Source organism: Bacteroides sp. BFG-637 (assembly GCF_024793605.1).
GTDB lineage: Bacteria > Bacteroidota > Bacteroidia > Bacteroidales > Bacteroidaceae > Bacteroides > Bacteroides vicugnae.
On the sequence record NZ_JANUPD010000002.1, the window covers coordinates 2948938 to 2971517 of the forward strand.

Consider the following 22580-nt stretch of genomic DNA (forward strand, 5'->3'; position numbering starts at 1 on the left):
TATATTATTTTATTATACTTGGAATTGCGTTTACTGCATCTCTTTTTTTCTCATTGATTACATCTGCATAAATTTGTGTAGTTTTTATGTCAGCATGTCCAAGTAATTTGCTAACTGTATAAAGGTCTGCTCCGTAAGTTATGCTTAACGTGGCGAATGTATGGCGGCTTACATGAAAAGTCAGGTTCTTTGTTATTCCCGCATCTTTAGCCCAAATTTTAAGAAGTTTATCTATATAGCTATTATCTGGAAGCTTGCCAAAAACAAAATCTATATCGTTTCCTTTTGGGGGTAACTGTTTGATGGCCTCTGGGCTAATAGGTAAATATAAAGTGCCTTTTGTTTTTTTCTGGGTTATTTTTGCAAAGATATTCCCTTTGCTGTCCTGTTGGAAACTGTTCCACTGTAAAGACCGGACATCGCTAATTCTTAACCCGCATAAACAGGCAAAAAGGAAAGCACGTTTAAGATTATCCATTCTAAACGGTGTATCTGCTAATCGCTTAACTTCATCCAGTACAAGGAATGTACATCTAGGGTCTGCCCGTTGTGGTCTTTCTCCTTTCTCTAATCTGTCTACTGGGTTGAATGGTATTATCTCTTCTCTTTCAGCCTTATTTAACAGAAGGTTTAATTTATTGAAGTAATTCCATTGTGTTCCCTGGGCTAATGTCCGTTCACTTTCTTTTACCGCTTTGGTTGATACTTTGGCGACTTTTAAATACTCTGTGAAATCTGCGAGGAATTTCCGATCTATATCTTTAAAAGTGATGTTCTCACCCTTGTATTTTAATAGATGGTATTTTAATCCCTGCATGGTGCAAATATAACCGTTATATCCTTTTGTGTCTTTGGGTAGGTTATCAACAAAAGAATCAATATAGTTAATGAAATTTGCTTTAGACTTGACGGAACTTGTTTTGAATCCGTGTTCTTCGTTTTGTAATTCTACGATACGCTTTGCCTTGATAGCATTGGCAAGTTTGAGCGTTTGGATATTTTTTTCTTTATCCTCTTTGGTACGTTCTGGAACAATGTAGAGTTTTAAAAATTCTCGTATTCTTTTTCCATCATAGTAACAATCTAAATACAATGATTCGTTTTCGTTCGCTAGTTTTTTTGTCCGTAACCGAATCGGCTCTTTGACTTTAATCTGTTTTTTCATACGTCATTAATTTATCACCGATGCAAATATAATTAATTATTTTAAACTGGGTGACAAACTAGTGACAAAAAACGACTAAAAAAGAACCAAACAAAAGAAAGTAAATGCTATTTCTAAATGATGTCTAAATGAAATATAATTGACTGAAAAATAGTAGTTTATTTTCTTATTTTTAGCTCTTTTTTAGTCGTTACTTACGAACTTGGAAAAGTGTGTCCGCTGATTACTCGCATGTTAATAAGGCTTGCATGTCAATATTAGTTGCAGGATTCATAATAAATACCTGTAGGATAAACTTTTTCAGTTCGCTCATTAAAACTTCTTTCTCGGAAAGTGTTCCAGTTAGATGTAGCTCATCCCGCTCCTGATTAAATTCCAGTTGCTTCCAAGCGTACAATAAATAGTAAATACGGTCTTCTGTATGCGTGCATTCAAAAGAATTAGACAGAAGTAGATGACCCCGTTCAAAGCAATAGATGTCAATACCGTCTTTGCGTACAGAAGCATACATCTTCTTACTGTTTCCTAATCTGCTTTTTACAGAAAAATAATCGATAAACGGAGTAGATTGAGAATAAAAGCGAGCTTCGGGATATTGTTCATTCAAAAAGATCTGTGTGCTTTTGTCTATACCGAAAATGACAGCTACATTATTCTTTCTTAGAATATTGTAGAGTACCGTTTCGTTTTCTTTTTTCTGATGATTGTGATAAAATAGAAGTTCCGCCTGTTCCTCTTCAAAAAGGTCTAATGGCACGATTGTAAAACGTTTACTTGCCATCATAATGTTTACCCGTTTGTAAGGATGATTGAGGAAGTCCGATTCGTGGAAGACTGCCTTTAGATTTGCTGTTAGGGATAGAGAAGCGTCTATCTCTTTCTCTATGATTGAAAGCGAATCGTCATGAATCGGGTTATAGATAGAAAAAGAAAATCCATCCGTACTAAGACGGATGGATAAAGTATATTGTTTTGATTTAGTAAAATCAATCATTATTCCCAGTTACCAGCACCATTGTTCGGAGTATCGATAGAACCTACCATCAAACCGCAGTATCTACCCAATTTGCTCTGAACATCTTTTAAATTAATAATCTCTTGCTTGTCAAGTCCGTTCAAATAAGTTTCATACGGAGCTTTTACTTCAAATAAGTATACAGGAGCACCGGATTTAGCAGTATCGTTTTTTACATTCATTTCGAATTGAGCACCACCTCCGTAAGGGATGTATCTCATAGAATCCGGGTTGAATCCTTTCGGGAAAATAGTATCCATAACAGCTACCCACATAGTGTCACGTTTGAAGTTTTCAAGTCCCCATTTCTTAACTTCATCATATTTGCCTGTCTTCTTTGCTTTTTCGATGATAGCCATAGCTTTCTTTTCAGTCAGTCCGTCTTCCAATTGTTTGTCGGTCAACATTCCCATCTTCATAACGAACGGCAATTTTTGATTTTTAACGAAGTCAATCAATGTGTCAAATTTGTCTGTATACATTCCGCGGTGCAGCGTACGGTATTCCTGCTGTGCCTTACGGATGTCGATCAAACGGGCAATGACTGCTTTTTCTCTGTCTTTTTTAGCGTTTTCAAAATTGATAGGACCCATAATGCTGGTGTAGCAGATGTAAATCAGTGCAGCAGCACAAAGCACCAATACAATATTAAATACTGTTTTCATGATAAATTATGTTTTTAGTTGTTATATTCGCATCGCAAAAATAGAATAAATAAATTTAAATACGATAGTTCCTCGAACTTTTTTCTCGTACAAAAATGATAAATAACTATTTAGAAAGGCAAATTAAGGAAAATTTTCCTTATCAACCAACTTTAGAGCAGGAAATTGCTGTAAAATCTCTTTCAGAGTTTCTGCTGTCCACACTGGCGGATGAAGTCTTTATCTTAAGAGGTTATGCCGGCACTGGTAAAACTTCATTGGTAGGGGCATTGGTGAAAACCATGGATCAATTGCAGCAGAAATCTGTATTGTTGGCTCCTACAGGGCGCGCGGCAAAGGTCTTTTCAACATATGCAGGACATCCGGCTTTCACCATTCATAAAAAAATATATAGGCAACAGTCTTTTTCGAATGAGCTTAGTAATTTTTCGATCAATGACAATCTGGCTACAAATACTTTATTCATCGTTGATGAGGCTTCCATGATTTCAAACGAAGGACTGTCGGGGAGTGTGTTTGGAACAGGTCGTCTATTGGACGATTTAGTGCAATTTGTTTATTCGGGGCAGGGGTGTCGTCTCTTGTTAATGGGTGATACTGCGCAGCTTCCTCCGGTAGGAGAGGAGTTAAGCCCGGCACTTTTTTCCGATGCATTGAAGGGATATGGGCTTGAAGTACGTGAGATTGATCTTACTCAAGTAGTCCGTCAGGTGCAAGAATCCGGAATATTATGGAATGCCACACAGTTGAGGCGATTGATAGCGGAGGATGATTGTTATTCTTTGCCTAAAATAAAAATAGCAGGCTTTCCTGATATTAAACTGGTACCGGGAACGGAACTGATAGAGGAACTGACTAATTGTTATGATCATGATGGTATGGATGAAACGATTGTTGTCTGTCGTTCTAATAAGCGTGCAAACCTATATAATAATGGAATACGTGCTCAAATTCTTTGGCGTGAAGATGAATTGAACTCAGGAGATATGTTGATGATAGCTAGAAATAATTACTATTGGACAGAGAAATATAAGGAGATGGATTTTATAGCGAATGGTGAGATAGCAGTTGTCCGGCGTGTTCGTCGAACTCGTGACATATATGGCTTTCGTTTTGCGGAAGTCACTCTCCGTTTTCCTGACCAGAATGATTTTGAATTGGATGCAAATCTATTATTGGATACTTTGCATTCGGATTCACCTGCATTATCAAAAGAAGACAATGACCGATTATTTTATACAGTACTTGAGGACTATATAGATATTCCAATCAAAAGAGACCGGATGAAAAAGATGAAAGCTGATCCGCATTATAATGCATTGCAAGTGAAATATGCATATGCAATAACCTGTCATAAAGCGCAAGGTGGGCAGTGGCAGAATGTATTTTTAGATCAGGGGTATATGACGGATGAGTATTTGACTCCTGATTATTTCCGATGGCTGTATACGGCTTTTACTCGTGCGACAAAAACATTGTATTTGGTGAATTATCCGAAAGAACAGGTGGAGTGATTAAGATGTTTTTATCTCAAAACTTTTTTAAAAGCCCTTCATTTTTCATATACACATCATGGAGGATTTATTTATAGAACCTTCTTATTACAAACTTACTTTTTGTATTGAGATATTGCAACTTTATTATTAGATGTTATAGAATAATTCTCCATTTCCATTTGTAACATTGATTGTTGCTTCGTCTGAATATTCAAGTCTGGTAATAAATTCGATGCTTTCTTTGTCTAGTTCCAATATGTCGGTGGCATAAACACTAACAGACAGTTTACGGAATCTTCCGTCTTTGTTTGATACTATAATTATTGTTCCAACATTTTGAAAACCTTCTATTTGGGTTCCACTATTTTCTATCGTAGCTTGGGCAATATACAGATTTAGTGAAGATACGTTGTATTCACCACCTCCTTGTGTAATACTGATAGTCTCCTTATTTTCGCTACCAATCTTTACTTTTATATTTTCCTGTTCTATTTCTAATTTAGAAATTGGTTCTGTTGTAATTCCCTCCTGTTTGTCATCATTACATCAACCCTACAAGGAGCAGGATAGACATAGCCATTAATAACTTATTTATTGTTTTCATATCTTCAGTTTCATTTTAATAAGTTTATATTATTTCCAGTCTTTGAGAGATTTGATACTGTCGAATACTAGTTCTTCATCCTAGAAAGAGCGAGCTATTCTTTGCATAGTCGGTAATTGCACTGTTTCAAAATTGTCTCAGTTGGAGGCCATAGTAAAAATCATGTGTGAACCGTAAGCATTGGCACGCATACCCCGCAAATTATTTTCTCTTGGAAAAGATTTTTTTTTAAAAAAAGATAAATTGGACTAAGTGTTTATTATTTTAGCATTGTTTTATTAACAGAGGAGGGGAAGTCGACACCATCCTTGAGAGTTTAATAAAATGTATAACCATTAAATAAAATGTATGGAAAGCAAACATTCGCTTCGAAACTCGAAGTTATTTCGGGCTTTATTAGTCTTTTTGTTTTTGGCAGTTCCTGTACAATGGGCTATGGCGCAGTTGACCTTATCAACTCCCCGTACAACTTTAGGCACTGTAATCAAGCAAATTCAATCACAATCAAAGTATCAGTTTTTTTATAATGACAAACTTTCAACCATTACGGTTGAGCCTCTTAAAGTGAAGGACGCTTCTTTGGAGCAAGTATTAAGTACACTCCTTAAAGATAAGGCAGTCTCTTATAAAATAGAAGAGAATATTATTTATTTATCTGAAAAGGGGGATTCTAATCCAGTACAACAGCAAAGTGGAAAAGAACGTACTATAACCGGACAAGTATTGGATTCTAAGGGTGAACCTCTAATTGGTGTTAGTATCTTAGTAAAGGGAACAACAGATGGAGCTATTACGGATTTAGATGGTAATTATAAAATAATCACAAAAAGTAATAATCCTATTATTATTTATTCTTATATTGGCTATAAGACACAGGAGGTGCCTTTAAAAGGGCAGACCTCTATCAATATAACGTTGATGGACGATACACAAGTGATTGATGAGGTTGTAGTTACAGCACTAGGTATCAAACGTTCAGAGAAAGCTTTGAGTTACAATGTAACACAAGTAGATGCCGAATCGGCTTTGGCTGTAAAAGATGCAAACTTTATCAACTCTCTAAATGGAAAGGTCGCAGGTTTGAACATCAACTCTTCTTCTTCCGGTATTGGTGGTGCAAGTAAGGTTGTTATGCGTGGATCAAGAGGTATTGAACAATCTTCCAATGCACTTTATGTAATTGACGGTATTCCAATGTATAATTTAAGTGCTTCAGGTGGTTCTGAAGAATTTCAATCACAAGGTTCCACAGAAGCTATAGCAGATATTAATCCGGAAGATATTGAATCAATGTCGGTCTTATCCGGAGCCGCTGCTGCCGCATTGTATGGTAGCAATGCTGCCAATGGTGCTATTGTAATTACTACAAAGAAAGGAAAAGTTGGGCGTGTATCTCTGACGGTATCCAGTAATACAGAAATGTTATCCCAGTTTGTTATGCCGGAATTCCAAAATCGTTATGGCACATCCGGCACAGATGCCAGTTGGGGAAAGAGACTGAACGATGCCAATTACTATGGATACGATCCTGCAAGTGATTATTTCCAAACAGGACTTATCGGAACAGAGTCTGTAACACTTTCTACCGGAACTGAACACAATCAGACTTATTTGTCTGTTGCTGCGGTTAATTCACGTGGAATTATTTCCAATAATAAGTATGAACGCTATAACTTTACATTCCGTAATACAACTCTTTTCCTAGATGATAAAATGAAGTTGGATGTGGGGGCTCAATATATTATGCAGAAAGACCGTAATATGGTAAACCAAGGTATCTATGCCAATCCATTGGCTTCTGCTTATTTATTTCCACGTGGTAACGACTGGGAAGATTATAAGATGTATGAACGTTATGATTTAGAACGTAACATGTATACTCAATACTGGCCGCAAGGTGGTGGTTCTTTTCGTTTGCAAAATCCTTACTGGATCAACTACCGTAACTTGCGCGAAAATGACAAAGACCGTTATATGTTGAGTGCAGCTTTGAGTTATGATATCTTAAGTTGGTTGAATGTAGCCGGGCGTGTACGTTTGGATAATTCCTATAACACATATACACAAAAATACTATGCTTCTACTATTGAAACCATAGCTGAAGGTAAAAATGGTTTTTATGGAGTAACAAATACTCGTGACAAACAAACATACGCGGATTTGTTGCTGAATATTAACAAGACATTTGGAGAGGATTGGAGCCTGACTGCCAATATTGGTGCTTCCTATTCCGATAATCGTTCTGAAGCTCTTGGTGTCAGTGGACCGATTGCCGCAAACGGTCTTCCTAACTTTTTCACTGTTGCCCAACTGGATAAGGATACAGGTAAACGTGAGGAAACCGGTTATCGTGAACAGACTCAATCTATATTTGCATCAGCGGAAGTTGGCTATAAGAGTACTTATTATTTAACTCTTACCGGACGTAATGATTGGCCGAGCCAACTGGCGGGCCCGAACTCAAAACAAGCATCTTTTTTCTACCCGTCAGTAGGTACTTCTATTGTTCTGTCAGAGTTGTTTAAGTTACCTGAAAGTATTTCTTACTTGAAATTACGTGCTTCATGGGCATCTGTTGGTCTACCCTTCGGGCGTTTCTTAGCATATCCGACTTTCTCTTGGAATACTTCTACCGGAGCGTATTCTTCTCAATCTGCATATCCATTATATGATTTGAAACCGGAAAGAACAGACTCTTGGGAAGTTGGTCTTACTGCACGCTTTCTGAAAAACTTCAATTTGGATGTTTCATTCTACAATACCAAGACTTATAATCAGACTATGGATGCCAAACTTTCTCCAACAGGAGGATACAGCACTTTTTATGCACAGACTGGTAATGTACGCAACCGTGGTGTAGAACTCTCTTTGGGTTACAAAAATACATGGAATAAATTTACATGGAGTTCGAATTATACATTCAGTGCCAATAAAAACAAAATATTAAGCTTGATTGACGGGTATATAAATCCTGTGACAGGTGAAGAGATTACAAAAGACCGAATGGATGTAGGTGGGTTATCAAAGGCTAGGTTTATTTTAAAAGTAGGTGGTTCTTTGGGTGATCTTTATTCACAGTCCGACTTACTCCGCGATTCGAATAATAAGATTTATGTAAATGAAGATGGAAATGTGACAGTAAACGATAAAGTTGATGACATTTATCTAGGTTCTGTCTTCCCAAAAGCTAATATGGCATGGCGTAATGATTTCCAATATGGCAACTGGGGGCTTGGTTTCTTGTTAACAGCCCGTTTGGGAGGTGTTGTGTATTCTGCAACCCAAGCCGTACTTGATTCCTATGGTGTGTCTGAGGTAACAGCGGCAGCCCGTGACAATGGTGGGGTTGTGATAAATGGTAATGATAGAATTGATGCACAAAAATGGTATTCAGTAGTCGGTGCTGACAGTGGTATTCCTCAATACTATACGTATAGCGCCACTAACTTGCGTCTGCAAGAAGCTTCAGTAAGTTATACCATTCCAAGAAAAAAACTGAAAAACATAATGGATATAACTCTTTCATTAGTAGGACGTAATTTATGGATGATTTACTGTAAGGCTCCTTTCGATCCGGAGTCAGTGGCAACTACAGGTAATTATTATCAAGGAATTGATTACTTTATGATGCCTAGCCTTCGTAGCGTAGGATTCAATTTGAAACTTAAATTCTAAAAACTGAAAAGATGAAGAAAAATACAATAATACAGTTTATAGTCGCTGGTTTGTTTCTTTTTGGTACAACTGCATGTACGGGAAACTTTGAAGATTATAATAAGAATCCTCATGAACCGGATCAGAACGATATGGGGGTAGATTGGTATTTAGTGAGGTCATTAGCTCTTAACTTGCAGGATTTAATGATGCCGGAACAAGAAAACTTTTCTCAGTATGTAGACTGTTTGATGGCAGGAGGATTCTCGGGATATGTAGCAGACTCTAATTTGGGAACAGGTTGGTCTGGTCGTTATGCAACTTATAATCCTTCGGATGACTGGAAGAAAATTCCATTTAATGATTTCTATTCAAAGTTCTATCCTGATTATTTTAATTTGAAGAATCAGAGTGATGATGAATTATTCTTATCATTAGCCGAGCTATATCGCATTGTTGTTATGTTACGTGTAACAGATACATATGGTCCTATTCCTTATTCACAGGTGGGAGCCGCTAACGCAATCAAATCCCCTTATGATTCTCAGCAAGCTGTTTATACTAAGATGTTTGAGGATTTGGATAATGTTATCTCAGTATTGAGTAAATATGCTAGCCAGAGTTTCAGTTCAAGTGCAGACAGAATTTATAATGGTAATACATTAGCATGGTGCAAGTTTGCCAACTCTTTGAAGCTTAGAATGGCGATGCGTACTTGTTACGTAGCAGGATTCAATGTGAACGGGAAAACATCGCAGCAGTTAGCTGAAGAAGCTGTAGAAGCAGGTGTAATGACTACCGCCTCTGACGGTGCTTATCGCAAAGTTGCCGATCATAATCCGTGGCAACGTTTTATGGTACTATGGTCTGACGCACGAATCTCAGCCGATTTAACTTGTTACATGAATGGTTATAATGACCCTCGTCGTGAAGCCTATTATGACAAAAGTACTTTTGGTACCGTATCAGGAAATGCATATACGGGAGAAGAAGGTTACGTCGGATTGCGTCGGGGCATTTTGCAGGGACAGTATAATTCTTGGTCACAAGGTTCTTCTTGTATGAAAGTAGCTGCAAGTGATAACATTGTTGTATTCCGTGCTTCAGAAGTTGCTTTCTTACGTGCTGAAGGAGCTCTTCGTGGGTGGAATATGGGAGGCTCTCCAAAAGACCTTTATGAAGCAGGTATCCGTTTGTCATTTGAAGAAAACAATATCAGTAGTGGAGTAGAAAGCTATTTGGCGAATACTGGAAAAGTAGAAGGCTACAAGGATCCATTAAAAGGACAGAGTGGGCAGACTTATGATTATTCCGGTTCGATTAATACTGCTGTTACAGTAGCATGGGCTGGTGGTGACTTTGAGAAAAGTCTTGAACAGATTATTACTCAGAAATGGATTGCCAATTTCCCGAATGGTATGGAATCATGGTCTGAATATCGGCGTACCGGCTATCCAAAGTTGATGCCGATGGCGGCAAATGCCAGCAGTGGTATTGTTGATGATACAGAAGGTGCGCGGCGTATGCCATATCCGACCGACGAATATCGTGAAAATAAAGAAAGCGTGGAGGCTGCTGTTTTGACTTTGACTCAAGAGTCTAAGACTAAAAAAGGAGACTCAATGGCTACTCATGTTTGGTGGGATTGCAAATAATTATATATCAAAAGAAAATTGAACGAATATGAAGAGAAATAGTATATTCAAAACATTGTTTTCTGCAATGACACTGGTTGCTGTAGCATCTTGTTCCGACTGGACAGATGTAGAAAGTATTAAACTAAATACGCCGACTATTGAGGAACAGAACCCTGAGCTTTACGCCCAATACGTAAAGTCTCTTAATGAATTCAAGACATCAGAACATCAGGTTGTGATTACTTCAATTGACAATGTAAGCACTATTCCAACCTCGCGCAGCCAACATCTTACTGATATGCCCGACAGTATTGATTACATTTGCTTGAATAATATCATGGAAGTGAGCGAAGTAAATGCATCTGAAATGGAAGAGGTGCGTCGGTTAGGTACAAAAGTGTTAGGTTTGGTAGATTTCGATAAAATAGAAAGTGCATGGAAAAAAATCCTTGATGAGGAAGCTGCCAATGTACAAACTGTTTCCGATGAAACAGAGAATGAGGGAGAAGAAGAACCTGTTGATAATGCAACACGCTTTATTGAATACTGTAAGAATGAAGTGGCTAAACAAGTTGCAGCAAGCAGTGCTTTGGGAGTAGACGGAATTGTAGCAAACTATACAGGTTTTGACCTTAATTCACTGGTTGAGGAAAGCGAAATAGCTGCTGAAACAGCACGTCAAGCGGCATTTTTTGATGTGGTATCTAATTGGAAAGCTTCAAATATGGATAAAACAATTATTTTCAAAGGTTCTCCGCAAAATGTTATCGACAAGAAGTTATTTGCTGATTGTAAGTATATTATTATCAATGCACATGGTGCCAAGAATCAAAATGAAATGTCATATCTCGTGTTAATGGCATCTGCCAAGGATGTGCCCACTGACCGCTTTGTGATGGGGGTGACTACTCCTTATCTTACCAATTCAGGGAGTTATAATGGGGAACTAGGCGATGGTTCGTCTGCTATCATAGGAGCAGCTCAATGGGCTGTCTCAAAAACTTCTGACTATACCAAGGCAGGAATCTCGATTGATGCAGCGGAAAAAGACTACTTTAATGTTGCCAACATTTATCCGACTATAAAAGAAGCCATTAATATATTGAGTCCAACCGTTAAATAAACAACATTTTATGAAACTAAACAACCTAATAATCACTGCCCTTGCCGGTTTTTCGGTATTTCTCGGCAGTTGCCAGAATAATGATGAAAACGAGCAACACTATGATAACAAGCTTTTCATTTCAGCATCCAACTTTACTAAAGAAATACTTTTTAAAGCTGGTGATACAAATGTGGAAGCTGGTATTTCCGTTGCTATAGCCAAGCCTGAAGAACATGATATCATGGTAACTATGGCACCCGCTCCTGAACTTTTGTCAACTTACAAAATGGCATATTATGATGAAAATGCAATACTTCTGCCTGAAGAGCACTATTCCATGCCTGAAACTACTACAAGCATAAAGTCCGGTAGCATAGTCAGTCCTGAAGTGTTTATTGAATTCACCAATACAGGCGAGCTTGACCTCAAAACAACTTATGTACTACCTGTAACTATTAAATCTGTGGAGGGAATTGGGATATTACAAAGTGCCAAAACATATTATTATGTATTCCGCGGAGCATCGCTCATTAACGTAGTATGTAATATTAGTCGAAATCGTGCTTATCCCGACTTTAATAATGACTCTAAATTCAATAATTTGACAGAGCAGACAATGGAAATTTTGTTCAAAGCTACTTCGTTCCCCAATACATTAAATACATTAATGGGTATTGAAGGTAACTACTTATTACGCCTTGGTGATGCTGGCGTTCCATCCAACCAATTACAAGTGGCTACATCTGGCGGAAATTGTACAAGCACAGATCTCCAGTTTGAAAGTGACAAATGGTATCATCTAGCTGTTACCTTTAATAGGGGTGCCATTAAAGTGTATGTCAATGGAGTAGAGAAACTTTCAGACTCTGTATCTAAAACTTCCGTTAATCTGGGAGCTAAACATACGAATGAAGAAGATGGTTCACGTTGTTTTTGGGTAGGTTACGCTTACTCAAGTGACCGTTACTTTGATGGAGTTGTTTCTGAAGCTAGAATTTGGAACCGGGTACTTACTGCAGAGGAAATCCAATCTGCCAATCATTTCTATACAGTAGAACCTGATTCAGAAGGACTTATCGCTTATTGGAAATTCAACGAAGGCTCGGGAACTGTAGCAAAAGATTACAGTACGAGTGGCTATGACTTGACAATTGAAAACGAACCTAATTGGGTGTCCGTCTCATTACCTCAATAATAAACTCATAAAATCTCAAATATGATAAATAATATCAAACATAGTTTTCTGCCATTGGCAATGTTTGCCATGACAATTTTTACATCTTGTGAAGATGATATTGTAGTAGGAAGCAGGATTGATGAATCTCCTTATCTAACATCCACGCAGTTAAACGGTTTACTACTGGATGAAAATACTAATAAAAACAGTTCTGTTGTGGAGCTCCGTGACAATGAACACAGTACTAACGTAGTGTTTCGGCTATCCAAACTTCCTCAAAAAGGAGTAGATGTTCAAATAGCTGTTGATGAATCATATGTGGCTACTTATAATGCTGTCCATGAGACTGATTTCAAAGCCTTTCCCGCAGCCAACGTCAAAATAGCCAATAATGGTACTTTTGTGCTTGCGCCGGATGATAAAAATACTCCGAGTGTAAAAGTAACTCTCACCGCATTCGAAGGAATGAAAGAAGATGAAACATATATCATTCCTTTGACAGCTACATCAACAACAGAAGGAGTTACATTGACCGAATCATCCAAACATATGGTACTTCTTGTGCAAGATTACCGTAACAAGCCTAACACCAACAAAGGAAAAGATGCGGTACAGATGGTACTTTACTTCGAGATTAATGATACCAATCCACTCAATGCACTGGAGTTTCTGACAGAAAGTGGTAAGTATTATTTTGATCATATAGTGCTTTTTGCTGCTAACATTAACTGGGATCCTGAAAAGAAGCGTGTGTATCTGTCAAACAACGAAAATGTTCAATTCTTGCTTGACAATAATGACAAATATCTACAACCACTTCGTAAGGTTGGTATGAAAGTCATCATCAGTATCTTAGGTAACCATGATGAAGCAGGAGTAGCCCAACTTTCGGATATGGGAGCTAAAGAGTTTGCTAGGGAATTGGCAGCCTATTGTCGTGCATACAATCTGGATGGTGTTGCTTTTGACGATGAATATTCAAGCTCACCGGATTTATCTAATCCATGGCTTGCAAGTCAGTCTGCCTATGCAGGTTCACGGTTAATGTATGAGTGCAAATTGGCGATGCCTGAAAAGATTGTTTCGCTCTACAATCTTGGAGCAATGTACTCAAATAGCCTTCAGATTATTGATGGTGTTGATCCCGGTCAATATTGTGATTACGCTGTAGCTGATTATGGAGGCTCTGCAAGCCCTGGTACTGGTATGACACTGAAACAATGTGGCGGCATGTCGATTGAGCTTCGCCGTGGTAGCGGAAATTCAAGTGAATCAACGGCACGTTCTAAAAAAGAAGCCGGGTATGGATACTATATGTTTTTTGCGCTTGATCCTTCATTATATAGGTCGCAGGTATCTCGTTGCCAGAGCGTATGTAGAGGATTGTATGACGAAGAACTCGTTTACCCGAGCCACTATTACAGTAAAAATAGCACAGAGCGTAAGGCTCTCTAACAGAAGTTTATATTTCACCTTAAAAACAGAAAAAGATGGACTTTCTAAAAAATATAATGATAACATTGTTGGCAGCTACCATGTTGTGGGGGTGTTCCGATGATGATGAATCGATCAATGGGAGTGAGGCTACTATCTCATTGTCTACCAATACTATCCAGACTGATAAAAATGGAGGAAACATTACTGTTACAGTGGCAAGCTCGGGAGATTGGAGACTGGCGGGTGTATGTGATTGGGCACACCCGTCGGTTACGTCAGGAAAAGATGGTGACGTAGTCACTTTTACAATTGATCCTAATACACTGGACGAGAAGCGTACGGCGACTTTCAAATTCTTTACAGGTTCTGCTGTAGTACCTTTGCAGGTAGAAACTTTGCCTGATTATATTATAGATTTACTTTCTGATGATAACTTGTCGATTTCAAGAGAAGAAAATGCTATACAAATTCAGCTCAATACAAATATCGCTGAACCTGTCATTACTTATAGCGAGGGGGGTGAAGAATGGTTGGCATTTGATAAACGGAGTGATTTTGGTGGTAAAGTTACCTTGTCATTTAAAGCTGCAAAAAATGTAACTTATAAAGAACGTTCTGCTACCATCACTATTTCAAGTCCACTTGTTACGAACCCTGTAAACGTCAATGTAAACCAAAAACGAACGGAAGCTATTATTCCGGAAACGGACGTTTTGATGTATGATCTTTCAGCGCGTACCATTTCATTCAAGGTAAGATATAATGTTGAATATACGGCTTCAATTGTACAAGGAGACGAATGGATTACCGAACAATCGGTTTCTCAACCGCAATTAGGAGATGATGGCTTGACAACAGTAACTTTGACTTATACTCTTAGTGGTGCTACAGACACACGTGGAGGTCTTGTCCGGATTACTAATACAAATAATACGTTAGCCAGTGATATCGCTGTAGTACAAAAGGATCCTGACGTTGAATTAGTCAGTATTCCGGACCAAAACCTTAGAGCGCTTGTGGTAAAAAATAATTGGGCTCTTTCAATTGCAGGTTCTCAATGCATTATTTTAGAAGCAGGACTCAATGCTACTTCGTTGTCAAATAGTTCATATTCTAGTCAACTCACGGATCTTACGGGAATAGAAAATTTCCCGAACCTCACTTCATTAAGTTTGGGATATTGCACAAATATGAAGAAGCTTGATATTTCAGGTTTACATAAAGTGAAATCATTATCATTAAGTAACGCGAGATATTGCGAAGAATATAATTTAGGAGATAATCCAATCCCCAGTTTTAATGCAGGGGGAACTTATGCGTATTCATATGCAGAAAGCCTTAAATTTAGTAGCAGTAAGTTGGAATCTTTAGATTTAAGCATTATTTCATGGTACGAAAGTTATGACAATGTGACTTCTATTGATGTTTCAGAATGTCCAATGCTAACGACCTTAAATGCTAACCGTAGTAATAAAGTTAAAACTCTTTATCTGAAAAAAGGCCAGGAGATTCCGAATCTAACTAAAAATGACGCAACGACTATTGTTTATAAATAAACAAATAAAGCCGTTACTATCCGGCATCGTTCAGCAGAATAAAGCTGTTTTATTCATTGCTTATCATCTTTAGACAAAATCCTCTTGCTTTACCTTACTTATATAGAATGGTAGAGCAGGAGGATTTTTCTTTTGCTTCTTAATAGCTATCCTTGGTTTTAATGATTTGTGCCACCGTGGTGGCACGACTGTGCCATCGCCTTGTCACAAGCGTGCCACTTCGATGGCACAACTGTGCCAATATGGTGTCACTGTCATGGCATTTAAGGCTTGTTACCAGTCATAAGCTTCGATATACTTATCGAACTTAGGTGGTTGTAAAACACCACAATGCTTAAGGATATTCAGCACTTGCTGTTGTTCGGCGGGAGAGAGTAAACGTTCACCTTTGCGGGCACGGTAATAGGTTCTGCGACTGAAAAAACTCATTAGGTGTGTGATTACACTTTCCATTTGTTTATGGGGCAGGCTTTCCAAGATGCCGATGAATCCTTTTGCATAGCGCGCTTTGATATTGGAACGATAATAAGGGCAATCTCCTTCTACAGTAGTTAAACGCTTGGGACTAATAATTGTCCAATGTTCGACCTTTTCCGGTACACTTTGTTCGGCGAGTTGTCTAAGGCATGTGTCGGCTTTCGGACATTGTCGGTTCAGGCACATCGAGTATTGATAAGGGACTTCTGAAAAGTCAAGTTTTTCTTTCATGCTCATGAATTATTGTTTGTGGGAGCAAAGGTAGTGAAAAAGTAATCAAGAGGAGATAAAAACAGCCTGAAAGTAAAAAGATACTTTCAGGCTGTTTTTATCAGTTGGAATCTTGATAAATAGGCTTTTATTATGTCTTAAGGGCTTTTATTCCTTAGAAAAAGAATAAGGCATATCCTCTTCTTTTGTTCCTCTATTCTGATTAGGTTTGTTGTCCATGTCTACTTTGATAGTACCACCTTTGAATAAATCCTCGTGACGAAGATAATTCTTGGTATAATCAGTTCCATTGAAATTCATGGAGTTGATATAGAAGTTCTTTTTGCTATTGTTCGGGGCATCAATTACTAAACTATTGCCATTCTCAAAATGAAGAGTTGCTTTCTTGAACAGTGGGGCACCTAAGATATACTCATCCGTTCCCGGGCAAACAGGATAAAAGCCCAGGGCGGAGAAGACATACCAGGCGGAAGTCTGTCCGTTGTCTTCATCACCGCAATAACCGTCAGGCCCCGGAGTGTACATCCTGTCCATTACTTGGCGTAACCAGTATTGGGCTTTCCAGGGTTGGCCGGCATAGTCATACAGATAAATCATATGCTGGATGGGTTGGTTACCATGTGCATAGTTACCCATATTCATTACTGTCATTTCACGAATCTCGTGAATCACCTGTCCATAGTAGCTGTCGTCAAAAATGGGAGGTACGGCAAAGACAGAATCCATCATAGTAATAAATTCATCCTTTCCGCCCATCAGGTCGATAAGCCCTTGAGGATCATGGAAAACTGACCAAGTGTAGTGCCAGCTATTTCCTTCTGTAAAGGCATCGCCCCATTTCAACGGAGAGAATGGAGACTGGAATGTGCCGTCCGCATTACGTCCGCGCATCAATTTAGATTCTTTGTCGAAAAGATTTTTGTAGTTCATGGCACGCTTGGCGAAAAGGTTGATTTCCTTTTTCGGACGTTTCAGTTCTTTGGCCAGTTTATAGATACACCAGTCATCGTATGCATATTCCAGTGTACGGGCAGCGTTCTCGTTGATTTTCACATCATAAGGAACATAGCCCAATTTGTTGTAGAATTCGTGTCCCAGACGCCCTGTAGAAGAAACTTCGGGATGTACGTTTTCTGTGCCGTGAAGCAAACCCTCATACAAAGTCTTTACGTCGTCTACTTTTACCCCTTTCATATAGGCATCTACTAAGATGGAGGCTGAATTGTTACCAACCATGCAACCTCTGTGTCCGGGGCTTGCCCATTCGGGGAAGAAACCACTTTCTTTGTAAGTATTGATAAGTCCTTCCTGCATTTCCTTGTTGACAGAAGGGTACATCAGATTCAATAATGGGAAGAGGCAACGGAATGTGTCCCAAAAACCAGTATCGGTGTACATATATCCCGGCAGGACTTGACCGTTGTACGGGCTGTAATGAATCGGTTGTCCGGCGGCGTCCAGTTCATAGAACTTGCGCGGGAAAAGCAATGAACGATACAGACAAGAATAGAATGTGCGGTATTGGTCAAGATTGCCTCCTTCCACTTCTATTTTACCTAAAACTTGATTCCAGGCTTCTTTTCCTTTCTTGGCTACCTGTTCGATATTGTCTTTACCCAGTTCTTTCATATTTGCGGCAGCCTGTTCGAAGCTGATGAAAGAAGAGGCGATTCTGGCATGTATTTGTTCGCCTTTCTGTGTCTGGAAACCGATAATAGCTCCGGCATGATCAGTAGTCTGTTCGGCTATGTTTTCTTGCAGATTACCATTGGCTACTGTAGCTTTATAAGTGAAAGGCTTGTCGAATTCAATGATAAAATAATTCTTGAAGTTTTCGGGAACTCCACCGCTGTTGCGAGTGGTATAACCGATAATCTTGTTTTCTTCCGGGATTATTTTGATGTAGGAACCTTTATCAAAAGCATCTACAACAACATAAGAGTGATCGTTTTCAGGGAAAGTGAAACGGAAGAGAACAGCACGTTCTGTCGGTGCCATTTCAGTGACCACATCATGTTCTGCAAGATATACTTTATAGTAATAAGGAGTGGCAATCTCTCCTTTATGCGCAAACCAACTGGCACGCTTTTCTTCATCAAACACCGGTTTGCCAACTATTGGCATGATGGAGAACTGTCCGTAGTCATTAATCCATGGACTGGGTTGATGCGTTTGTTTGAAACCACGAATCTTATTAGCGGTATAGGTATATTGCCACCCGTCTCCCATTTTTCTAGTTTGGGGAGTCCAGAAGTTCATTCCCCAGGGACGGGCAATGGCCGGATAAGTATTACCTGTTGATAACTCGAAAGTAGACTGCGAACCCATTAGCGGGTTGACATATTGTGTCCAGTCTTTGGCTTTGGCAAAGAATGTGCAACCAAGCACACAAACTGTCAGTAATATTCTTTTCATGGTATATGTGTTTTGTAGTTAGGCTTGTCAGTCATCCTGATTTCCATTCTTCCGCCGTTTACTATATCCTGATGGTTGAAGAATGGAGTTTCCAAAGACTTGCCGTTCAGTGATATGCTTTCAATGTATTTATTCTTTTGGGAATTGTTCTTTGCTATAATGCTGAATGTTTTACCTCCGGGCAGATTGATCACTGCTTTATCGAATGCGGGGCGTCCGATAGAATATACCGGCTTTCCGGGACATACTTGATAGAATCCCATAGAGTTGAGTATGTACCATGCAGACATCTGACCGCAATCCTCATTACCGGATAGCCCGTCTACACTGTTGGCATACTGACTGCGATAAACACTATCCACTAATTCTTGGGTTCTCCATGGACGATTTACGTAATTGTACAAATGAATCACATGATGGCTCGGTTCGTTGCCATGTGCATATTGACCGATAAGTCCGCTGATATCTGACGATGTTGTCTCACCTTCGAGTGATGAATCAGCCGCAAACAGTGAGTCGAGTTTCTGAACGAATGCCTCCTCGCCACCCATCAGGTTGACCAGTCCTTCTACATCGTGAGGTACAAACCAAGTCCATTGCCACGCTGTTCCTTCACAATAATCATCATTGCGATGAGTCGATGCACGCGGATTGAACGGGGTGCGCCATTCACCTTTCGAGTCAAGTCCACGCATGAAGCGGGTTGATTTATCGAAATAGAATTCATATGCTTTGGCAAAACGCTCGTATTTGGCTTTGGACTCAAAATCATTCATTGCTTCTGCAAAAATAGAAATGCACCAGTCATCATACGCATACTCCAGCGCTTTAGCTACGGATTCATTTTCACGGTCGCAGGGAATATAACCAATGGCATTCTTATAATATTTCGCTTTCGGCATGAGATGCGGCAGTACCAAGTCCGGGCATTTGATACCGGTAGTATCATATTCGGCTGCACGCAGACAGGCTTTATAGGCTTCTTTTGCATCGAAATTGCGATACCCTTTCATATAAGCATCCACTATGACGGGGACAGCATGATAACCGATCATGGTACCGGTATAGTTGGAAGCCAAATCCCACATCGGGTATATTCCGCCTTCCTGTTGCTTCTTTATCAGTGAATTGATAAATTGATTATTCAAATTGGGATCGATAATCGTCATTAACGGGTGCAATGCGCGGAAAGTGTCCCACAATGAGAATACGGTATACACAGGATTGACAGTATCTCCCTGATGCACTTCGAGATCCATTCCTAAATAACGTCCGTCTGCATCGCTAAACAGATTCGGGCTGATTCCCGTATGGTAAAGAGCGGTGTAGAAGATGGTTTTATCTTCCTTGTCGGAAGTTGTAATGTCAATTTTCGACAGATATTGATTCCACGCCTGACGTGCGTCTTTGCGTACCTTATCGAAATCCCATCCGGGAATTTCAGATTCGACATTCTTGCGTGCGCCTGCTATATCGACAGCGGAAACGCCTACTTTCACAAGTACTTGTTCGTTCTTCTTCGTGTCGAAATGCAACAGTGCTTTGCAGACGGGAAGTCGTTTGCCGTCGTCCATGGTAATAGAATCCGTAATCAATGTATAAGAGAACGGTTTAGAGAATTTGGCATAGAAATTAATATATTGGTCGAAAGCCCAATAAGTAGTTTTTTTATGTCCGCAAATTTCCGTGTCACTGATCACTTCGATTTCCATTTCCGAGTTAGTCTGTCGTTGCAGGCTGTAATCTAAATCGATGATAAAACCGGATTCTGAATTTTCGGGGAAAGTATAACGGTGGATGGCACCGCGTTTAGTTGCTGATATTTCAGCTTTTACCTGATAGGTGTCCAGAAAAACAGAATAATACCCCGGTTCTGCCACCTCGTTTTCGTGAGAGAAAGAAGAAGCATAGACCAGTGTCTGGCTTTGGGGATCGGTAGTTAGATATTGTTGTTTGCCGACAGTAGGCATGAGTAGCACATCCCCGTAGTCGCAACAACCTGTGCCGCTGACGTGTGTATGTGAGAAACCGTTGATGGTAGAGTCTGCATAATAGTAACCCGAACAAGCATCCCAGCCATCAATTCGGGTGTCCGGGCTGGGTTGAATCATACCGTGGGGAACTACTGCTCCGGGGAAAGTGTGTCCATGTCCACCGGTACCGATGAAAGGGTTGACATAAGAACTGTAGTCTTTTACATTAGTGGGGGCTGTGCAGGAGCTAAGTGTGAATAAACCTCCTAAACATCCTACTGTTAGGAATGTTTTTAAATTCATGGTATTAATGGCTTTTAAGTTTTATCACATTTGTTCTTTATCTCTCTATTTAGGAGAGATAAAGATGTTGTTTCCTACGATTTTATAATCGATAGGTATGGAGTTTTGCAATGATTTCAACACGGATTCGATGGTTGACTTCTTTTTCAGTACACCAGAATAGGTTTTGTCTGCCTTCATGTCCGGAGACAAAATAATCTTTACGTCATAGAAACGTTCCAAAGCCTTACTGATTGTGAAGATATCCGCCTTCTGAAATGGAATCAGATTATCATGCCAGACTGCATCCAGTTTTGCATTTACTTGCTTCACGGTCAGGCGTCCATTGTTTTTGTTTAATTCGGCGCGTTGGCCGGGAGCGAGAATAATTTGTCCTTCTTCTTTGTTGCCTTTTACTTCAATTTCACCTTCAATCAATGTTGCTTCTGCTATTCGGCAATGCCTATCACATTTGAAGTTGAATGTCGTTCCTAGTACACGTACTCGCATCGCATCACTTTGTACGGTGAATGGCTTATGTCGGTTTTTGGTTACCTCGAAGTAAGCTTCTCCATCCAAATAAACGTTACGCTCTTTCTCGGAAAATTCGCGGGGATACTTTAAAGTTGCCGAATTATTCAGCCAGACTTTGGTGCCATCTGGCAAAATGATTTCTTTCACGATGCCTTCATTGGCTACTGCGACCATCATTTGTTGGTCGTTTCCGTTTTGATAAAGCCAATATCCGAGCCCGCCGCCAATTACCAATATTACAGCAATCATTGCAGCGTATTTCATCCAATGCTGCATATTTAGTGCTGTTTTTCTCTGTTTTCTTTTTTCCTCGTCCAACTTTTTATTAAGCCGTCTTTCCGCACGAAGTATTCGCTGCTCGTTAGCATACTGGTCGAATTTACCGAGATGATAAATTTCTTCCATGCGAAAGAGCTGGCGGGCATTTTCTTCCGATTCTTTCATCCAGGTATTCACCTCGACAAGCTCTTCTTCAGAACATTGTCCTGTCAGATATTTGTTTATTATTTCTTCACTCAGATTATTCATTTTCTTTTCCTTCATATTAATAATACAATTCAGAATACAAAAACACTTATCATTATCTCCATAAAAATAAGAAAAGAATTGTCCAAAGAGGATTGAGACGGCTTCGTAAGTACTTCAAGGCTTTATACATATGGGCTTCCACAGTGCGGAGGGAAACACCGAGAACATCAGCTATCTCTTTGTTTTTCATATCGTGCAGATAGCTTAGCTTGAAAACTTCTTTGCATTTGTCCGGAAGTTCATTAATCGCATCGTGGATTTCTTTGCGGAGTTCCTTGTCTTCAATCCTCCGGATTACCTCATTATTGTCCGGTTGATAAAATTCGGTACGCTTTTGGTTGATTTCTTCCATGGCAGCACAGTAACCGTCTTCTACATTACGGTGTTTTAAGACATTTAGGGCACGGGTATAGACTGCACGATAGAGAAAGGCTTGAATCTGTTCGCCTATTTCTATATGGTCTTTGCGTCTCCACAGTTCTACAAATACATCTTGTACCACGTCTTCAGCCTCTTCTTCTCCTACTAGGCGGGTAGCATAGAAGATCAGGTTAGGGTAGTATCTGCGAAATAAACTTTTGTAGGTTACATCGAAGTTCTCATTCATTCTCTCTGATTAGTTTAGGTGG

15 protein-coding genes are annotated in these 22580 nt (G+C 39.4%); 7 read left to right on the forward strand and 8 right to left on the reverse strand.

Translation table 11 applies throughout. The annotated features are described in order from the left end of the window. Nucleotides 1–4: 4 nt before the first annotated feature. The 3 genes from NXX38_RS11470 to NXX38_RS11480 all read right to left on the reverse strand — a co-directional run bounded on the left by NXX38_RS11470 (nucleotide 5) and on the right by NXX38_RS11480 (nucleotide 2845). Nucleotides 5–1165 carry a site-specific integrase gene (locus tag NXX38_RS11470; protein WP_258979506.1) on the reverse strand — a complete coding sequence of 387 codons (1161 nt, stop codon included), beginning with the start codon at nucleotides 1163–1165 and terminating at the stop codon, nucleotides 5–7. 223 nt (nucleotides 1166–1388) lie between these two features. Beyond that, the gene (locus NXX38_RS11475) at nucleotides 1389–2159 is read right to left on the reverse strand and encodes a DUF3822 family protein (RefSeq protein WP_258979507.1); all 771 of its coding nucleotides are present in this window, start codon (nucleotides 2157–2159) and stop codon (nucleotides 1389–1391) included. After that, nucleotides 2159–2845, reverse strand: coding sequence for a hypothetical protein (locus tag NXX38_RS11480; protein ID WP_148366477.1), 687 nt, complete (start codon nucleotides 2843–2845; stop codon nucleotides 2159–2161). Before NXX38_RS11480 ends, NXX38_RS11475 begins: the two co-directional genes overlap by 1 nt. Nucleotides 2846–2940: 95 nt before the next feature. On the opposite strand from NXX38_RS11480, the gene NXX38_RS11485 reads away from it, so the two are divergent. The 7 genes from NXX38_RS11485 (at nucleotide 2941) to NXX38_RS11515 (ending at nucleotide 15511) form a co-directional block, all read left to right on the forward strand. Then, the gene (locus tag NXX38_RS11485) at nucleotides 2941–4359 is read left to right on the forward strand and encodes an ATP-dependent RecD-like DNA helicase (protein ID WP_195648586.1); all 1419 of its coding nucleotides are present in this window, start codon (nucleotides 2941–2943) and stop codon (nucleotides 4357–4359) included. 934 nt (nucleotides 4360–5293) lie between these two features. Then, entirely contained in the window at nucleotides 5294–8620 is a 3327-nt protein-coding gene (locus NXX38_RS11490) for a TonB-dependent receptor (protein ID WP_258979508.1), read from the forward strand. A gap of 11 nt (nucleotides 8621–8631) precedes the next feature. Then, a complete protein-coding gene (locus NXX38_RS11495) occupies nucleotides 8632–10254 on the forward strand; it encodes a SusD/RagB family nutrient-binding outer membrane lipoprotein (protein WP_258979509.1) in 1623 nt (540 codons plus the stop codon). 28 nt (nucleotides 10255–10282) lie between these two features. Then, nucleotides 10283–11359 (forward strand): glycoside hydrolase family 18, encoded by a 1077-nt coding sequence (locus tag NXX38_RS11500; RefSeq protein WP_195648584.1) that lies wholly within the window; start codon nucleotides 10283–10285, stop codon nucleotides 11357–11359. Between the two features lie 10 nt (nucleotides 11360–11369). Continuing rightward, nucleotides 11370–12536, forward strand: a complete 1167-nt coding sequence (locus tag NXX38_RS11505) for a DUF1735 and LamG domain-containing protein (RefSeq protein WP_148366472.1) — start codon at nucleotides 11370–11372, stop codon at nucleotides 12534–12536. A 21-nt stretch (nucleotides 12537–12557) separates the two neighbouring features. Beyond that, a complete protein-coding gene (locus NXX38_RS11510; RefSeq protein ID WP_148366471.1) occupies nucleotides 12558–13973 on the forward strand; it encodes a BT_3987 domain-containing protein in 1416 nt (471 codons plus the stop codon). A 35-nt stretch (nucleotides 13974–14008) separates the two neighbouring features. After that, nucleotides 14009–15511: a BACON domain-containing protein gene (locus NXX38_RS11515; RefSeq protein WP_148366470.1), complete on the forward strand. Its 1503-nt coding sequence runs from the start codon at nucleotides 14009–14011 to the stop codon at nucleotides 15509–15511. A gap of 273 nt (nucleotides 15512–15784) precedes the next feature. On the opposite strand, the gene NXX38_RS11520 is transcribed toward NXX38_RS11515, so the two are convergent. The 5 genes from NXX38_RS11520 to NXX38_RS11540 all read right to left on the reverse strand — a co-directional run bounded on the left by NXX38_RS11520 (nucleotide 15785) and on the right by NXX38_RS11540 (nucleotide 22558). Next, a complete protein-coding gene (locus tag NXX38_RS11520) occupies nucleotides 15785–16219 on the reverse strand; it encodes a DUF6078 family protein (protein WP_167511841.1) in 435 nt (144 codons plus the stop codon). 147 nt (nucleotides 16220–16366) lie between these two features. Then, nucleotides 16367–18634, reverse strand: a complete 2268-nt coding sequence (locus NXX38_RS11525) for a GH92 family glycosyl hydrolase (RefSeq protein WP_258979510.1) — start codon at nucleotides 18632–18634, stop codon at nucleotides 16367–16369. Further along, nucleotides 18631–20910, reverse strand: a complete 2280-nt coding sequence (locus tag NXX38_RS11530; protein WP_258979511.1) for a GH92 family glycosyl hydrolase — start codon at nucleotides 20908–20910, stop codon at nucleotides 18631–18633. Before NXX38_RS11530 ends, NXX38_RS11525 begins: the two co-directional genes overlap by 4 nt. A gap of 45 nt (nucleotides 20911–20955) precedes the next feature. Next, nucleotides 20956–21966: a FecR family protein gene (locus tag NXX38_RS11535; RefSeq protein WP_195648580.1), complete on the reverse strand. Its 1011-nt coding sequence runs from the start codon at nucleotides 21964–21966 to the stop codon at nucleotides 20956–20958. 37 nt (nucleotides 21967–22003) lie between these two features. Next, nucleotides 22004–22558: an RNA polymerase sigma-70 factor gene (locus NXX38_RS11540; protein ID WP_148366466.1), complete on the reverse strand. Its 555-nt coding sequence runs from the start codon at nucleotides 22556–22558 to the stop codon at nucleotides 22004–22006. Nucleotides 22559–22580 lie beyond the last annotated feature (22 nt).

Bases quoted from the DNA above. Each gene is read 5' to 3' on its own strand.
- NXX38_RS11515 (WP_148366470.1), top strand. From the start codon at position 14,009: ATGGACTTTCTAAAAAATATAATGATAACATTGTTGGCAGCTACCATG.
- NXX38_RS11475 (WP_258979507.1), bottom strand. From the start codon at position 2,159: ATGATTGATTTTACTAAATCAAAACAATATACTTTATCCATCCGTCTT.
- NXX38_RS11470 (WP_258979506.1), bottom strand. From the start codon at position 1,165: ATGAAAAAACAGATTAAAGTCAAAGAGCCGATTCGGTTACGGACAAAA.
- NXX38_RS11510 (WP_148366471.1), top strand. From the start codon at position 12,558: ATGATAAATAATATCAAACATAGTTTTCTGCCATTGGCAATGTTTGCC.
- NXX38_RS11520 (WP_167511841.1), bottom strand. From the start codon at position 16,219: ATGAAAGAAAAACTTGACTTTTCAGAAGTCCCTTATCAATACTCGATG.
- NXX38_RS11505 (WP_148366472.1), top strand. From the start codon at position 11,370: ATGAAACTAAACAACCTAATAATCACTGCCCTTGCCGGTTTTTCGGTA.
- NXX38_RS11530 (WP_258979511.1), bottom strand. From the start codon at position 20,910: ATGAATTTAAAAACATTCCTAACAGTAGGATGTTTAGGAGGTTTATTC.
- NXX38_RS11485 (WP_195648586.1), top strand. From the start codon at position 2,941: ATGATAAATAACTATTTAGAAAGGCAAATTAAGGAAAATTTTCCTTAT.
- NXX38_RS11525 (WP_258979510.1), bottom strand. From the start codon at position 18,634: ATGAAAAGAATATTACTGACAGTTTGTGTGCTTGGTTGCACATTCTTT.
- NXX38_RS11480 (WP_148366477.1), bottom strand. From the start codon at position 2,845: ATGAAAACAGTATTTAATATTGTATTGGTGCTTTGTGCTGCTGCACTG.
- NXX38_RS11495 (WP_258979509.1), top strand. From the start codon at position 8,632: ATGAAGAAAAATACAATAATACAGTTTATAGTCGCTGGTTTGTTTCTT.
- NXX38_RS11490 (WP_258979508.1), top strand. From the start codon at position 5,294: ATGGAAAGCAAACATTCGCTTCGAAACTCGAAGTTATTTCGGGCTTTA.
- NXX38_RS11500 (WP_195648584.1), top strand. From the start codon at position 10,283: ATGAAGAGAAATAGTATATTCAAAACATTGTTTTCTGCAATGACACTG.
- NXX38_RS11535 (WP_195648580.1), bottom strand. From the start codon at position 21,966: ATGAAGGAAAAGAAAATGAATAATCTGAGTGAAGAAATAATAAACAAA.
- NXX38_RS11540 (WP_148366466.1), bottom strand. From the start codon at position 22,558: ATGAATGAGAACTTCGATGTAACCTACAAAAGTTTATTTCGCAGATAC.